This is a genomic window from Marimonas arenosa, assembly GCF_030848945.1.
GTDB lineage: Bacteria > Pseudomonadota > Alphaproteobacteria > Rhodobacterales > Rhodobacteraceae > Marimonas > Marimonas arenosa.
On sequence record NZ_JANHAX010000001.1, the window covers coordinates 223,055 to 237,513 of the forward strand.

The window sequence follows — 14,459 nt, forward strand, 5'->3', positions numbered from 1 at the left end:
AGGCATCCCCGCTCGCGTGGCACTCCCCCCGATTGCCAGCCACATTCCCGCATGTTTGCCCCCGGTGCGTCAACGGGGGGTTTCGGCATTTCAAGTCAAAAAAGCGACATGCGGCCTGCCAAAATGCGACATTCGGCCTGTATTCGCCGCGACGAGCCGGTTTTCCGTGCAACCCCGGAAAAAAATTGCAGGCGAAGCCGTTAGCTGGCCTGGCGCCGTCGCGCGGCGGACTCGGCGCGCAATTGCGTCGGTGTGCGTCCGGTGTGATTCTGTATAAAGCGGGTGAAATAGGCCGCGCTGCGAAATCCCAGATGCGTCGCGATCCGGCCAACCGGGTGCGGGCTGTCAGCCAGGAGCTGCCGCGCCGCGTGCAGCGCGAGGCCGGTCAGCAGCGCGCCGGCGCCAAGGCCCGCGGCGCGCTTGCAGGCGCGGGCCAGGTGGGTGGGCGTCACTCCGAGCCGCGCCGCGTGGGCGGCGACCGTGTCGGAGGCATTGATGCACCCCGAAAGGTTGCGGGCAAAGGTCTGCGCCAGGCGCTGATCGGCACGCAGCCCGGAAGACTGCGCCGCAGCGAGTGTCTGCCGGCGCAGCCAGATCGCGATCAGGGTGGCATGGGCCCGCGCCGCGGCGGCGTGGAAATCGCGCTGAACCTGCTGTTCCTGGCTCATCGCCGTGGTCAGGGCGCTGAACTCGGCCTGGGCCTGTCGTGACGGCACCCGCAGGCACAGCGCGGCCTCCGGCAGTTGCATGTCGGGAGCATCCTGCGACGGGACAATCAGCGCCAGCCCGGACTGTCGCAGCTTGGCATCCAGGGCAAATAGCGTGCCCGCGGGCACGAAAAGCGCGGTATTGGGCGTCACTGTCTGGGCCAGCCCGTCAAGCAGTGCCGTGCCGTGCCCACGCGACACAAAGATCAGCCGGGCCGAGTCCGTGCTGTGCGGCAGCGACAGCCGCCAGCCATCGCCGCCAGCAATCTGGGCCAGGGGGTGGAGCTCTGGGCAGGAGGGTGGCATCGGGCGATATGTTGCGAATGGTCAATGAAAAGGTAAGTGACACTTGAGAAATTGCCGCGAAATGCGGCAAAAAGTCAAGCCATGGTGACCCGTTGCCAGTGCTTCATTCGCTTGCGGAACCAGGTCCGCTGGCGCTTGGCATACTGCCGGGTGGCGATGATCGCCGCCGTGCGGGCCTCGGCCAGCGTCATCTCTCCGCGCAGATGGGCGATCAACTCCGGCGCCCCGATGGCCCGGCTCGACGGTCGTGTCGGATCCCAGTCGGCCAGGTTGGCACGGGCTTCGTCCAACGCGCCCATCTCGAGCATCATGTCGAAGCGCCGTTCGATGCGCGGGTTGAGCCAGTCTTTCGGCGCTTCGATCAACAGCGGCACGGTCTCGGCCAGCGGCAGGCGGGGCGGCGGCGTCTCGTCCTGCCAGGCCGCCAACCCGCGCCCGGTGGCACGCAACACCTCCCAGGCCCGCTGCACTCTTGCGCGGTTGCTCCGGTCGATCCGAGCGGTGGTCTCGGGGTCGAGCCCGGCCAGCATGTCTTCGCGGCTCAGCCGGTCGGCTTCGGCACGAATGGCCGCCGGGGTCGGTGGGATTTCGGCCAGCCCTTCGGTGAGCGCGGCAAAATACAGCCCGGTGCCGCCGACGATGATGGCACGTCCGGCAAGATATGGCTCGAGATCACGCAGCCAGTGACCTACCGAATACGCGGCATCTCCCGGGACATGGCCGTACAAAGCATGCGGGGCGCGGGCGAGGTCTTCGTCCGACGGGCGTGCCGTCAGCACCCGCCAGTTGGCGAAAACCTGCAGCGCATCGGCATTGACGATCACGCCACCCTGGGTTTCGGCAATCTGCAGCGCAAGTGCCGATTTGCCGCTGGCCGTGGGGCCGGCGATCAGCACGTGCGTGTCGGGGGCGATGTCGTCGATCTCGATCATGCTTCCTGCCTAGCGCCGTTTGCGGCCAAGGAAAACCGACAGCATGCAGAGACAGAGAGCGTCGGCTTTCACGGATTGAACCCCGGGCGTTTTTGCAGCATCTTGCGGCCACATCCGACACGCTGCCCAGATGGAGTGCCCCATGAGCGAAACCGCGCCCGCCACCGCGTTCAAACGTGTCATGCTGAAAATTTCGGGCGAGGCGCTGATGGGCGACCAGGGCTACGGCCTGCATCCGCCCACGGTCCAGCGAATCGCCGAGGAGGTGAAATCGGTCCACGACATGGGGGTCGAGATCTGCATGGTGATCGGCGGCGGCAACATCTTCCGCGGCCTTCAAGGCAGCGCGCAGGGGATGGAACGCACCACTGCCGATTACATGGGGATGCTCGCCACCGTGATGAACGCCCTTGCCATGCAGTCGGCCCTGGAAAGCCTCGGCGTCTTCACCCGGGTAATCAGCGCCATCCCGATGGACCAGATCTGCGAACCCTATATCCGCCGCCGCGCCGTTCGTCATCTCGAGAAGAAACGCGTCTGCATCTTCGCCGCCGGCACCGGCAATCCCTATTTCACCACCGACACCGCCGCCACACTGCGCGCCTCGGAAATGTCCTGCGAGGCGATCTTCAAGGGCACCAAGGTCGACGGCGTCTATGACAAGGATCCGGTCCAGCACGAAGATGCGGTGCGCTACGACAACATCAGCTACGACGACGTGCTGACCAAGCATCTCAAGGTGATGGATGCCTCCGCCATCGCGCTGGCGCGCGACAACAACCTGCCGATCATCGTCTTTTCTCTGGACGAGCCCGGCGGGTTCCGCGGCATCCTTGCCGGCAAAGGCACCTATACAACGGTCGGCGGATAGGGCAAAAGAAGCCCCGGAAACCCGCCTGAGACAGGGAATACGACAAGATGGCCGACGAAGAATTCATGCTCGACACCGACGACCTCGAGCGCCGCATGCAGGGCGCGATGAGCGCGCTGAGAACCGAATTCGCCTCGCTGCGCACCGGACGTGCCTCCGCAGCAATGCTCGAGCCGATCGTGGTCGAGGCCTACGGGACACAGACCCCGATCAACCAGGTCGGCACCGTCAACGTTCCCGAACCGCGCATGGTCACCATCAACGTGTGGGACAGATCTCTGGTCTCGGCGGTGGAAAAAGCTATCATGAACAGTGGCTTGGGGATCAATCCTCAGACCAATGGGACGATCGTGATGCTGCCGATCCCCGAGCTTAACGAGGAACGCCGGCGCGAACTGACCCGCGTGGCGGCCCAATATGCCGAGCACGCCCGCGTCGCGGTCCGCCACGTGCGCCACAACGGCATGGAACAGATCAAGAAGCATAAGGACGACATGAGCGAGGACGACCAGAAGTTCTGGCAGGACGAAGTTCAGTCGCTTACCGACAAATATGTCGGCCTTGTCGACGAGGCGCTGGAACACAAACAAGGCGAGATCATGCACGTCTGAGCTTTGGCTCTCGGGCGGCATGCGAAAGGAGCGGGCTATGGCCCCCAAGGATCAGGCAGCCGGGCGAGGCCCGCGGCATGTCGCCATCATTATGGACGGCAACGGTCGCTGGGCCCAGGCGCGCGGCCGTCCGAGGCTGTTCGGCCACCATGCCGGCGCGCGCCGGGTGCGCGAGATCGTCGAAGCCTGCCCGGATCTCGGGGTCAAGTATCTGACGATTTTCGCCTTTTCGACCGAGAACTGGAAACGCACCCAGGTCGAGGTGGCGGGGCTGATGAACCTCTTCCGCCGCTACATCACCAAAGAGGCCAAGGCGCTGAAGGAAGACGGCGTGCGCGTGCGCTTCATCGGCGACCGGGTCCGTCTCGACAAGAAGCTTAAGGCGCTGATGGACGAACTCGAAGGGCTTACCGCCGGCAATGACCGGGTGCACCTGACTATCGCCCTCAATTACGGCGGCCGGGACGAGGTGGCTCGGGCGACAAAGCGGCTGGCGCAGGATGTCGCGGCCGGCCGTCTCGATCCCGAAACAGTGGATGAGGAAACGTTGCCAAAGTATTTGGATACATATGTTTTGCCGGATCCAGACCTGGTAATCCGCACCTCGGGCGAAGCTCGAATTTCCAACTTTCTGCTGTGGCAGTCGGCCTATGCCGAGTATGAGTTCATCGACACGCTCTGGCCCGATTTCACCGCCGAAATCTTCGAAGGCCTGGTGCGCAACTACGGCGCGCGAGAGCGGCGCTACGGCGGAGTGAAAGCATGAGCGACGGCAAGTGGGGCGATCTCGGTCCGCGTGCGGCCTCGGCCGTTGTGATGCTCGTTGTCGGCGCGGCGGCAATCTGGGCTGGCGGCCTGGTCTTCGCCGCTTTGGCGGTGGCGATTGTCGCGCTGATGATCTGGGAACTGGTGCGAATGATCCGACCGGGCCACGATTCTGCCGCGGTGCAGGAGGCCGCGCTGGCGGCGGCGGCCTTTGCGCTGGCGCTGTGGTTTCCTGGGTTCAGCCTGCTGATCCTGGGCGGGCTGGTGATCGTGCTGATGGGCCGCACGGGCCGGCATATGGCGCTGGTCGGGCTCTATACGGCGGGGATATTTCTTGCCGGTCTCGGGCTCGTCTGGCTGCGGCTCGATCACGGGCTGCTTGCCGCACTGTGGCTGATACTGGTCGTCGTGGCGACCGATGTCGCGGGCTACTTTGCCGGGCGTATTCTCGGCGGTCCGAAGTTCTGGCCGCGTGTCAGCCCCAAGAAAACCTGGGCGGGCACGGTCGCGGGCTGGATCGCGGCCGCGCTGGTGACGCTGTATTTCGCCTATGGCCTCTACGAGACGCCACCGCTGGCGCTGCCGCTGACAGTGCTGGCGGGTGTGGGGCTGTCCTTCGCCTCGCAGATGGGCGACGTCGCCGAAAGCGCGCTCAAGCGGAAGATGGGGGTCAAGGACAGCTCGACCCTGATTCCGGGCCATGGCGGCGTGATGGACCGGTTCGATGCCATGATGGGGGCCTCGCTGCTGGTGAGCGTGATCACCGGCCTGAGCGCGATCAACTTTTGAGGCGGGTTTCGATCTTTGGCGCCACCGGGTCAATCGGGCAATCCACCATCGACCTGATTGCTCGCGACCGCGATGCGTTCAACGTGGTGGCGCTGACCGGGGGCCAGAACATCGCCCTGTTGGCCACCGATGCGATCCGGCTCGGAGCCGATCTCGCGGTGACGGCGCAGGAGGCGCTGTATTCCGAGCTCAAGGCGGCGCTCTCCGGCACCGGTATCGAAGCCGCGGCTGGCGCGGCGGCACTCGCCGAGGCGGCGGCGCGGCCGGCCGACTGGGTGATGAGCGCCATCGTCGGGGCCGCCGGCCTCGCCCCCGGTATGACGGCGCTGGAACAGGGCTCGACGCTGGCTTTGGCCAACAAGGAATCGCTGGTCACCGCCGGCCCGCTGCTGATGCGGACGGCGGCGGTCCACGGGGCCACGGTGCTGCCGGTCGACAGCGAACATTCCGCCGTTTTTCAGGCGTTGGTGGGTGAAGACATGGCCGCGGTCGAGCGGATCGTCATCACCGCCTCGGGCGGCGCCTTCCGCGACTGGCCATTGGAAAAACTGGCCGATGCCACCGTCGAGCAGGCTTCCCGGCACCCCAACTGGGATATGGGTCAGCGGATCACCATCGATTCCGCGTCCATGTTCAACAAAGCCATGGAAGTCATAGAAACACATGAATATTTCGGAGTTGCGCCGGAAATGATCGAGGTGCTGGTGCACCCGGAGTCGCTGGTGCATGCGTTGGTTGGGTTCCGCGACGGTGCGCTGATGGCGCATCTCGGCGTTTCCGACATGCGCCACGCCATCGGGTACGCGCTGAACTGGCCCGATCGGGACCACCTGCCGGTGGCGCGGCTCGATCTGGCGCAGATCGGGCAACTGAATTTCCGCGCCCCGGATCAGGCCCGCTATCCCGCGCTGCGGCTGGCCCGCGCGGTGATGGCGCGCGGCGGATTGTCCGGCGCGGTGTTCAATGCCGCCAAGGAGCAGGCGCTCGACGCCTTTATCGAAAAACGATTGAAATTCATCGACATGGCTGGCGTGGTCGAAGACACGTTGACCCGCTGCGAGGCCGAAAAGGGCCTTATTGATGCCGAAATGACCCTTGATAACGTGGCCCGGGCCGACCAAATGGCCCGTATCCGCGCGGCCGAGATCATCGCTGCGGCGCGGTAGGGCAGGACGAGCAGGATCAAGAACAGGGCAGAGACTTGGATATCGCAGCAATCATTCCCACGCTCGGCGGCACCGCCTTCACCTTCGTTGCCTTCGTCGTGGCGTTGTCGGTGATCGTCGCGGTCCATGAATATGGCCATTACATCGTCGGCCGCTGGTCGGGTATCCATGCCGAAGTCTTCTCTCTGGGCTTCGGCCCGGTGCTTTGGTCGCGGATGGACCGGCGCGGCACCAGGTGGCAGGTCGCGGCGATCCCGTTCGGCGGCTACGTGAAGTTCCTCGGTGACGCCGATGCCGCTTCGGCCGGTGAAGATGAAGACGCCGTGGCGGAATTGACCCCGGAACAGCGCCGCCACACCATGGCCGGCGCGCCGCTCTGGGCGCGGGCCGCCACCGTCGCGGCGGGGCCGGTCTTCAACTTCATCCTCTCGATCCTGATATACGCCGGGCTGGTTATGGCCATCGGCCAGACCCGCGAGCCGATGACCATCGGGTCGTTCGAGCCGCTGCCCGGCGTGGTGAACGAGCTTCGCCCGGGCGACGAGATTCTCTCGATGGGCGGCGTGGTCGTGACCGACGAAAGCGGCAAGAGCGATTTCACCGGCGTGCGCGAGCAACTGCCGAAGGAGCCCGTCCTGACATATCTGGTCCGCCGTGACGGCGTTCAGCGCGAAGTCCGGGGGCCTTATCCCTTCCCGCCGCTGGTCAGCGAGTTGCTGCCGCTCTCGGCGGCGGCGGATGCGGGGTTGCAGGTGGGCGACGTCGTGACCGCTGTCGACGGTGCCGCGATCTTCGATTTCGACCAGCTCAAGCAAAAGGTCGAGGCCGCCACTGGCGCGCCGCTGAAACTCGACGTCTGGCGTGACGGTCAGATCAGTGAATTCGTGCTCAAACCGCGCCGGGTGGATGAGCCGCAGGCCGATGGCGGCTTCAAGACCGAATGGCGGATCGGCATTGCCGGGCGGCAGTTCTTCGAGCCCGCGCGGGATGCCCACGGTCCGATCGAGGCGCTCAAGCGCGGTGCACAGGCGACCTGGGACATCATCGCGCGCATTCCATCTTCGCTCTACAGCCTTGTGACCGGCGCGATTTCGTCGTGCAACATGGCCGGTCCGATCACCATGGCACAGGTCTCGGGCCACATGGCAAGCCAGGGAGCCGAGAACTTCATCAGTTTCATCGCGCTGATTTCTACCGCCATCGGGCTGTTCAACCTGTTCCCCATCCCGGTGCTCGATGGCGGGCATCTGGTGTTCTATGCCTACGAGGCGGTCTTCCGGCGCCCGGCGCCGCAACGGGTGCACATGGCGCTGATGGCGGTCGGCCTCTTCGTGGTTCTCAGCCTGATGCTCTTCGCGCTTGGAAACGACATCGTCTGCTGGCTGATGCGCAAGGAACTGCTTTGACCCTCTGAGAGCCGGTGGGGTTCAGCGACGGGTCGGGCAGGGCACGACAATTGCCCAATTGTCGCCGCATTTGCGGCCCGCATCTCGCCACAATCGAACCTCAGATTGAATGCAGGTCATTGTTATCAACTGAACAAGAGACGGGTCACATGCAAACCATTGCCAATGGATATCGCGGGCTTCACCTGCTGTGGAATCTCAACTGGGATCGCCTTCTCTACATCGGCACCATCGTGGTGGCGCTTCTGGCGGGGGCATGGTTCGGCTCGCTCTGATTTCTCTCCATTTGCACCGCGGTTTTGCGGTCACGCAAAGGGGCGTTCCTTACGGGCGCCCTTTCATCGTTTTTGACAAGTCCGCACTTACCCAGTAGTCAGGTTTCAAAGGGGTGTCTGACCGGGTAGTAAAATGACAAACAAAATACGGGGCCGGCAAACGGGCCTCATCGGGCAAACAGGAAAAACCCACCACATCATTGCGGCGTTTTTTCTTTCCATAGCAACGGCTTTCGCGGTTCTGCCGCAGGCGGTGCAGGCGCAGAACTATCGGTTCACCAGCGTTTCCATCGAGGGCAACAAGCGTATCGAGACCGGCACGATCCTGTCATACGCGGGAATCGCCCGCGGCCAGACGGTGTCGGCGGCCGAACTCAACGATGCCTATCAGCGCATCCTCGCGTCGGGGCTGTTCGAAACCGTGGAACTGACGCCCCGAGGGGGCACGCTGGTGATCGTGGTCAAGGAATACCCCACGATCAACCGTATCAATTTCGAAGGCAACAAACGGCTGAAGGACCAGGATCTCGAAGGCTTCATCGAGTCCAAGCCGCGGCTGGTCTTCAGCCCGACCCAGGCCGAGCGTGATGCCGAAACCATCGCCGAGGCCTATAATCAGAACGCCCGCCTTGGCGCTCGCGTCATTCCCAAGGTCATCCGCCGGTCTGACAATCGTGTCGACCTGGTGTTCGAGATTTTCGAAGGCGGCGTGACCGAGATCGAACGTATCGGCTTCGTCGGCAACCGCGTGTACTCCGACTCGCGTCTGCGTCGGGTGCTGGAATCGAAACAGGCCGGCTTCCTGCGGGCGCTGATCAAACGCGACCAGTTCCTCGAGGACCGGCTGCAATTCGACCAGCAGGTGCTGCGCGACTTCTATTTCTCGCGTGGCTATATCGACTTCCGCACCACCGGTGTAAACGCCGAACTGGCGCGCGAACGCAATGGCTATTTCCTGACCTTCAACGTCGAGGAAGGCCAGCAGTTCCGCTTCGGCGAGATCACCACGACCTCGGAGATCCCCGAGGCCGAGGCCGAAGAATTCCAGGCAATCCTGCGCATCCGCCCCGGGGTGGTCTATTCACCGACGCTGGTTGAGAACTCCATCGCCCGGATGGAACGCTATGCGATCAAGAAGGGTATCGACTTTCTGCGGGTCGAGCCGCGGATTGTCCGCAACGACCGCGACCTGACGCTGGACGTGGAATTCGTGCTCAGCAAAGGGCCGCGGATCTTCGTCGAACGGATCGATATCGAGGGCAATGCCACCACGCTCGATCGCGTTGTGCGACGCCAGTTCAAGGTCGTCGAGGGCGACCCGTTCAACCCGCGCGAAATTCGCGAAAGCGCTGAACGGATCCGCGCCCTCGGCTATTTCGAGAAGGCCGACGTCACCGCCCGGGAAGGCTCCTCGGCCAACCAGGTCATCGTCGATGTCGATGTCGAGGAAAAAACCACCGGCTCGCTCGGCTTCGGGGGGTCGTATTCGACCGACAACGGCTTCGGGCTGAACGTCCAGTTCCAGGAAGACAACTTCCTTGGACGGGGGCAGCGGCTGAACTTCACCGTCGCCGGCACCTCGGGGTCGCGCAACTACAGCGTGCAGTTCCTCGAGCCGGCCTTTCTCGGGCGCGACGTCGCCTTCTCCTTCGACATCGGGTATATCGAAACTACGGGTCGCAATGCCTACTTCAATACCGAGGTGGCAAATCTGGGCTTCGGTCTGGAATTCCCGATCGGCGAAAGGTCCCGCCTGGGCGTAAACTACAAACTGAATGCGACCGACATCTCTTACGATGCGAATTTTGGCCAGGATACCACGCCAGCCAACGGCGTACGCGATTGTATGGAAGACGGGCCGGCGGCGGTCTGTCTTGGCGATGTCATCGTAAGCGAGGCCAATCAGGGGCGGCGGACCAAAAGCTCGGTTGGTTATACCTACACTTTCGACTCGCGGTTGACCGGGCTCAATCCAAACAGTGGCGTCTTGTTCAGCTTTGGACAGGACATCGGCGGGCTTGGCGGCGACGTCGAGTTTCTCAAGAGCACCGCCAAGGTGATCGCTCAAACCAAGGTCCTGAACGAAGAGGTCACGCTGCGCGCGACCTTCGCTGGCGGTATGCTGAACACCAACAACGGCAGCAGCCGGGTGACCGATCGCTTCCTGTTCGAGCGGGATATCATGCGCGGCTTTGCCCCGGACGGGATCGGCCCGCGTGAGGTCTTGGCGGCGGAAGGCGTCAACGACGCACTCGGCGGCAACATGTTCGTGACCGCCTCGCTCGAAGCCCAGTTCCCGCTCGGGTTGCCCGAGGAATACGGAATAACCGGCGGCGTGTTCTACGACGTCGGCTCGGTTTGGGGGCTGGATAGTGGTACGCAGGCCCTTAGCGCGAATATCGTGGGCGAACCCTTCGACCTTCGCCAGGTGATTGGTGTGTCGGTGTTCTGGAAAACCCCGGTCGGACCGCTGCGGTTGAACTGGAGCAAGGCGTTGAAGAAACGCGCCTTTGACAAGGAACAGCAGTTCGAGCTGACCATCTCGACCGAGTTCTGAGGCCGGGCCGGTGACGGTGCGGGCCCTCGGGCGGGTGCAAGCCGCGGCGGCAGGTCTTCTGGCGCTGTGCCTCAGCTTTGTCCCGTTGTCGTTGGCGTCGCAGCAACTCGGTCTTCCCACCACCAATATCGTGGTGATCGACACCAATCAGCTCTTCGCCGAGTCGGCTTTCGGTCAACGGGTGAAAAATGAGATCGAGGCCGACAGCCGGGCGCTGGCGGCCGAAAACCGTCGCATCGAGGCCGAACTCGCGGCCGAGGAGAAGGCGCTCACCGAGGAACGTGCCGGCATGACACCGCAGGCGTTCCGCGACAAGGCGGACGCGTTCGACGCCAAGGTCCGCCGCACCCGCGAAGAGCAGGAAGCCAAGGCACTGGCCCTGGCCGAGGAAAGCGACAAGGCGCAACGACGCTTCCTGACCGTGGCCCAGCCGGTGCTCGAGGAGTTGATGGCGGAAACCGGTGCGGCGCTGTTGCTTGACCAGCGCGCGGTGCTGCTCAGCGTTCAGGAGATCAACATCACCGACGTTGCCGTGCGCCGGATCGACCGCGCCATCGGCGACGGCTCTGCCATCGTTCCGCAAGCCCCCGATCCGGATCCCGAGCCGGGCGACCCGGGACAGGACTGACGCCAGGTCTGCCGGTGCTGCCGCGGCTTGCCCTGTCGGGGCCAAGTTGCTAGGGACATCGGCGGCAGGCCACTGAGAAAAGGACAGGACATGGCAGAGCTCAAAAGCGCCGATATCGGGCTGATTCAGCGTATTCTTCCCCACCGCTATCCGTTTCTCCTGGTTGACCGGGTCGAGGATATCGACGGCTACACCAGCGCCCGCGGTATCAAGAACGTCACCATGAACGAGCCGCATTTCCAGGGCCATTTTCCCGGCACCCCGATCATGCCCGGCGTCACCATCATCGAGGCGATGGCCCAGACCGCCGGTGTCATGCTGGGCATTGGCATGGATATTGTCGACACCGACCTGCTGATCTATTTCATGTCGGTCGACAAATGCAAATTCCGCCGCAAGGTGGTGCCGGGCGACGTGCTGGAAATGCACGTGACGACGCTGCGCGGCAAACCCGGCGGCAAGATCTTCAAGTTTCATGGCCGCGCCGTGGTCGGCGAAGAGGTCGCGGCCGAGGCTGAATTCGCGGCCTATGTCGATTTCCAGGCGGACGCCGCCGAATGACCGCAGGGGCGCAGATCCACCCCTCCGCGGTGATCGAACCCGGCGCCGAGATCGGCGCGGGCTGTGTGATCGGCCCGTTCTGTCTGGTCGGGGCCGAAGTCAGACTCGGTCCCGGCGTGCATCTCAAATCCCATGTCGTCGTGACCGGCGCGACCGAGATCGGCGAAGAGACCGAAATCTTTCCGTTCGCTGTCATCGGCGAAATCCCTCAGGATCTGAAATTCCAGGGCGAAAACACCCGTCTGGTCATCGGCAGCCGTAACCGTATTCGTGAGCACGTCACCATGAACGCCGGCACCGCCGGCGGCGGTGGCATCACGCGTGTGGGCGATGACGGGCTCTACATGGCCGGCTGTCACGTGGCCCATGACTGCCAGATCGGTGATCGGGTGATAATCGTCAACAACTCCGCCATCGCCGGCCATTGCGTGATCGAGGATGATGTCATCGTTGGCGGGCTGTGCGGTGTGCATCAATGGGTGCGGGTCGGGCAGGGTGCGATCATCGGCGCGCTCAGCATGGTCACCAATGACGTCATTCCCCACGGCCTCGTCCAGGGTCCACGGGGCGAACTTGACGGGCTCAACCTCGTCGGCCTCAAACGCAAGGGCGTGAACCGCGCCGACATCACCGCACTCAGGGCCGCCTTCCAGATGTTGGCGCAGGGCGAAGGCGCGTTCCAGGAACGCGCCCGCCGTCTGGGCGAGGAGACTGACAGCGCTTACGTCCGCCAGATCGTCGATTTCGTCACCGCCGGCTCGGACCGGTCCTTCCTGACGCCGAGGTGAGGCCATGTTGGCGTTAATCGCAGGCGGCGGCGACCTGCCGCGTATCGTGGCGGCAAGCCAGCCCGAGGCGCCGCTGGTCTGCGCGCTGACCGGAAACCGGAGGCCCGCGGGATTGGACGTCGACCACTGGTTCCGGCTCGAGACATTAGGAACACTTCTGCTCACGCTTGGCGATCAGGGGGTCTCCGAGGTGTGCCTGTGCGGCGGGATCGATCGTCCCGCGCTTGACCCCGCAATGCTCGATGACGAGACCCGACCACTGGTGCCGCTGGTCATGGAGGCCTTGAAGAAGGGCGACGATGGCGCCCTGCGACTGATCCTGCAACTGTTCGAGCAAACCGGCTTCATCATCCGTGCGGCGCATGAGCTGGCCCCCGATCTGCTGCCGTCCGAAGGTGTTCTGACCGACAAGGCTCCGCGCGACACCCATGTCGCCGATGTCGCCACCGCCCGCGAGGTGGTGGAAGAAATGGGCCAGGCCGACCTCGGCCAGGCCTGTGTGATGCGCAAGGGGCAGGTGCTGGCCCGCGAAGGCGAGCCAGGCACCGATGCGATGCTCGCCACTTTGGCCCTGCCGCAGCCCGGGCCGGCAATGCCCTTGCGCGTGACGCTCGATGCCGCGGGCGGGCTCGATCCCGCCACCCGCACCTGGCTGCAGTCCTTTTCCGATGACGTGCACGAGGCGCCCGGTGCCGGCGCGATCCTCTACAAGGCGCCGAAGCCAGGTCAGGACCGCCGCGCCGATCTGCCTACCATCGGCCCGGGCACCGCCTTGCGTGCTGCCCAGGCCGGGCTCGACGGTATCGTGATCGAGGCCGGCGGCGTCATGGTGCTCGATCTGCCGCAAGTTCTCGCCGTGCTCGACGCCATGCACATGTTTCTCTGGGTGCAGCCGGGATGACGCCGCTCAAGGTCTTTCTCGTCGCCGGGGAACTTTCCGGCGACAAACTCGGACAGGCCCTGATGGCCGGATTGAAGGCGCTTGCCGGCGCGGTCGAGTTTCGCGGCGTCGGCGGGCCGGGCATGGCGGCCGAAGGTCTGTCCAGCCTGTTTCCGATGGACGAGCTGTCGGTCATGGGGCTGGCCGAGGTGCTGCCGAAGCTGCGTCATCTGTTTCGCCGCCGTGACGAGGTGGTCCGCGCCGTGCTCGACTGGCAACCGGACGTGCTCGTTACCATCGACAGCCCGGATTTCAGCTTGCGCGTGGCCAAGAAGGTCAAGGCGGCAAGCCGTATCCGCACCGTGCATTATGTCGCTCCTTCGGTCTGGGCCTGGCGACCGGGCCGGGCCGACAAGATGGCGCGCCATATCGACCACGTGCTGGCGCTTTTGCCGTTCGAGCCGCCGTATATGCAGGCTGCCGGGATGGACTGCGATTTCGTCGGCCACCCGGTGGTGAGCGAGCCGGTGGCGACCGCGGCCGAGGCACAGGGTTTCCGCGCCCGGCATCGGATTGACGGCGAGATTCTCCTGATCCTGCCCGGGTCTCGCCGGGGCGAGGTGACGCGGCTGGCCGACCGCTTCGGCGACACCCTGGGCCTGCTCCTTGAAAACCGTCCCGGTCTGCAGGCGGTCATCCCCGCGGCGGCACCGGTGGCCGAGATGCTGGCCGGTCTGGTTGCGGACTGGCCGGGTGATCCGCTGCTGCTCGATCCGCGGAGCTTTTCGGCGAACGGGTTTGCAGCCGAGAAACGCGCGGCATTCCGGGCCGCGGACGCGGCGCTTGCCGCCTCGGGCACGGTGTCGCTGGAACTGGCCGCCACCGGCACACCAATGGTGATCGGGTATGATCTGAGCTGGGTCAGCCGCCAGATCGTGTTAGGGCTGTTGCGGGTCGACACCTTCACCTTGGTCAACCTTGTTTCCGAGACCCGCGCGGTGCCCGAATTCATCGGCGACGCCTGCCGGTCAGCGCCGATGGCCGAGGCGGTGGCAGCCCTGCTCGATGCGCCGGAGCAACAACGTGCGGCGCTCGATCTCACCATGGAACGGCTCGGCCGCGGTGGCGAGGCACCGGGCCTGCGCGCCGCCCGCGCCGTGCTGGCCGGGCTCGGCGTCACGTCCGCGTGAGCTGACCGGCAAAGGTTAACGACTGAT

At 64.5% G+C, this 14,459-nt stretch carries 15 protein-coding genes; 13 read left to right on the plus strand and 2 right to left on the minus strand.

Annotation, left to right across the window (positions count from 1 at the left end; all coding sequences use genetic code 11):
• Window positions 1–200: 200 nt before the first annotated feature.
• On the minus strand, window positions 201–1,013 hold the full coding sequence (locus tag NO357_RS01140; protein WP_306733768.1) for a helix-turn-helix transcriptional regulator: 813 nt from the start codon (window positions 1,011–1,013) through the stop codon (window positions 201–203).
• A gap of 74 nt (window positions 1,014–1,087) precedes the next feature.
• Window positions 1,088–1,945, minus strand: a complete 858-nt coding sequence (gene miaA, locus NO357_RS01145; protein WP_306733769.1) for a tRNA (adenosine(37)-N6)-dimethylallyltransferase MiaA — start codon at window positions 1,943–1,945, stop codon at window positions 1,088–1,090.
• A 142-nt stretch (window positions 1,946–2,087) separates the two neighbouring features.
• On the opposite strand from miaA, the gene pyrH reads away from it, so the two are divergent.
• From pyrH to lpxB, 13 genes are all read left to right on the plus strand, one after another.
• Window positions 2,088–2,816: a UMP kinase gene (pyrH, locus tag NO357_RS01150; protein WP_306733770.1), complete on the plus strand. Its 729-nt coding sequence runs from the start codon at window positions 2,088–2,090 to the stop codon at window positions 2,814–2,816.
• Between the two features lie 47 nt (window positions 2,817–2,863).
• Window positions 2,864–3,427, plus strand: coding sequence for a ribosome recycling factor (gene frr, locus NO357_RS01155; protein ID WP_306733771.1), 564 nt, complete (start codon window positions 2,864–2,866; stop codon window positions 3,425–3,427).
• Between the two features lie 37 nt (window positions 3,428–3,464).
• The gene (uppS, locus tag NO357_RS01160; protein ID WP_306733772.1) at window positions 3,465–4,193 is read left to right on the plus strand and encodes a polyprenyl diphosphate synthase; all 729 of its coding nucleotides are present in this window, start codon (window positions 3,465–3,467) and stop codon (window positions 4,191–4,193) included.
• Complete coding sequence (locus tag NO357_RS01165; protein WP_306733773.1) at window positions 4,190–4,981, plus strand: phosphatidate cytidylyltransferase; 792 nt, start codon at window positions 4,190–4,192, stop codon at window positions 4,979–4,981. Before uppS ends, NO357_RS01165 begins: the two co-directional genes overlap by 4 nt.
• Window positions 4,978–6,147, plus strand: a complete 1,170-nt coding sequence (dxr, locus tag NO357_RS01170; protein ID WP_306733774.1) for a 1-deoxy-D-xylulose-5-phosphate reductoisomerase — start codon at window positions 4,978–4,980, stop codon at window positions 6,145–6,147. Before NO357_RS01165 ends, dxr begins: the two co-directional genes overlap by 4 nt.
• 35 nt (window positions 6,148–6,182) lie before the next feature.
• The gene (rseP, locus tag NO357_RS01175) at window positions 6,183–7,553 is read left to right on the plus strand and encodes an RIP metalloprotease RseP (RefSeq protein ID WP_306733775.1); all 1,371 of its coding nucleotides are present in this window, start codon (window positions 6,183–6,185) and stop codon (window positions 7,551–7,553) included.
• A gap of 149 nt (window positions 7,554–7,702) precedes the next feature.
• Window positions 7,703–7,828, plus strand: a complete 126-nt coding sequence (locus NO357_RS01180; RefSeq protein WP_306733776.1) for a hypothetical protein — start codon at window positions 7,703–7,705, stop codon at window positions 7,826–7,828.
• A gap of 133 nt (window positions 7,829–7,961) precedes the next feature.
• On the plus strand, window positions 7,962–10,385 hold the full coding sequence (bamA, locus tag NO357_RS01185; RefSeq protein WP_306733777.1) for an outer membrane protein assembly factor BamA: 2,424 nt from the start codon (window positions 7,962–7,964) through the stop codon (window positions 10,383–10,385).
• A gap of 10 nt (window positions 10,386–10,395) precedes the next feature.
• A complete protein-coding gene (locus tag NO357_RS01190; RefSeq protein WP_306733778.1) occupies window positions 10,396–11,013 on the plus strand; it encodes an OmpH/Skp family outer membrane protein in 618 nt (205 codons plus the stop codon).
• A 90-nt stretch (window positions 11,014–11,103) separates the two neighbouring features.
• A complete protein-coding gene (gene fabZ, locus NO357_RS01195) occupies window positions 11,104–11,574 on the plus strand; it encodes a 3-hydroxyacyl-ACP dehydratase FabZ (protein ID WP_306733779.1) in 471 nt (156 codons plus the stop codon).
• Entirely contained in the window at window positions 11,571–12,362 is a 792-nt protein-coding gene (lpxA, locus tag NO357_RS01200; RefSeq protein ID WP_306733780.1) for an acyl-ACP--UDP-N-acetylglucosamine O-acyltransferase, read from the plus strand. The genes fabZ and lpxA overlap by 4 nt, the downstream gene beginning before the upstream one ends.
• A 4-nt stretch (window positions 12,363–12,366) precedes the next feature.
• Window positions 12,367–13,263: an LpxI family protein gene (locus NO357_RS01205; protein WP_306733781.1), complete on the plus strand. Its 897-nt coding sequence runs from the start codon at window positions 12,367–12,369 to the stop codon at window positions 13,261–13,263.
• The gene (gene lpxB, locus NO357_RS01210) at window positions 13,260–14,432 is read left to right on the plus strand and encodes a lipid-A-disaccharide synthase (RefSeq protein WP_306733782.1); all 1,173 of its coding nucleotides are present in this window, start codon (window positions 13,260–13,262) and stop codon (window positions 14,430–14,432) included. Before NO357_RS01205 ends, lpxB begins: the two co-directional genes overlap by 4 nt.
• Window positions 14,433–14,459 lie beyond the last annotated feature (27 nt).

Excerpts from the sequence above, each read along its gene's own strand:
- NO357_RS01140 (WP_306733768.1), bottom strand. The coding sequence starts at position 1,013 with ATGCCACCCTCCTGCCCAGAGCTCCACCCCCTGGCCCAGATTGCTGGC.
- miaA (WP_306733769.1), bottom strand. The coding sequence starts at position 1,945 with ATGATCGAGATCGACGACATCGCCCCCGACACGCACGTGCTGATCGCC.
- pyrH (WP_306733770.1), top strand. The coding sequence starts at position 2,088 with ATGAGCGAAACCGCGCCCGCCACCGCGTTCAAACGTGTCATGCTGAAA.
- frr (WP_306733771.1), top strand. The coding sequence starts at position 2,864 with ATGGCCGACGAAGAATTCATGCTCGACACCGACGACCTCGAGCGCCGC.
- uppS (WP_306733772.1), top strand. The coding sequence starts at position 3,465 with ATGGCCCCCAAGGATCAGGCAGCCGGGCGAGGCCCGCGGCATGTCGCC.
- NO357_RS01165 (WP_306733773.1), top strand. The coding sequence starts at position 4,190 with ATGAGCGACGGCAAGTGGGGCGATCTCGGTCCGCGTGCGGCCTCGGCC.
- NO357_RS01180 (WP_306733776.1), top strand. The coding sequence starts at position 7,703 with ATGCAAACCATTGCCAATGGATATCGCGGGCTTCACCTGCTGTGGAAT.
- bamA (WP_306733777.1), top strand. The coding sequence starts at position 7,962 with ATGACAAACAAAATACGGGGCCGGCAAACGGGCCTCATCGGGCAAACA.
- fabZ (WP_306733779.1), top strand. The coding sequence starts at position 11,104 with ATGGCAGAGCTCAAAAGCGCCGATATCGGGCTGATTCAGCGTATTCTT.
- lpxA (WP_306733780.1), top strand. The coding sequence starts at position 11,571 with ATGACCGCAGGGGCGCAGATCCACCCCTCCGCGGTGATCGAACCCGGC.
- NO357_RS01205 (WP_306733781.1), top strand. The coding sequence starts at position 12,367 with ATGTTGGCGTTAATCGCAGGCGGCGGCGACCTGCCGCGTATCGTGGCG.
- lpxB (WP_306733782.1), top strand. The coding sequence starts at position 13,260 with ATGACGCCGCTCAAGGTCTTTCTCGTCGCCGGGGAACTTTCCGGCGAC.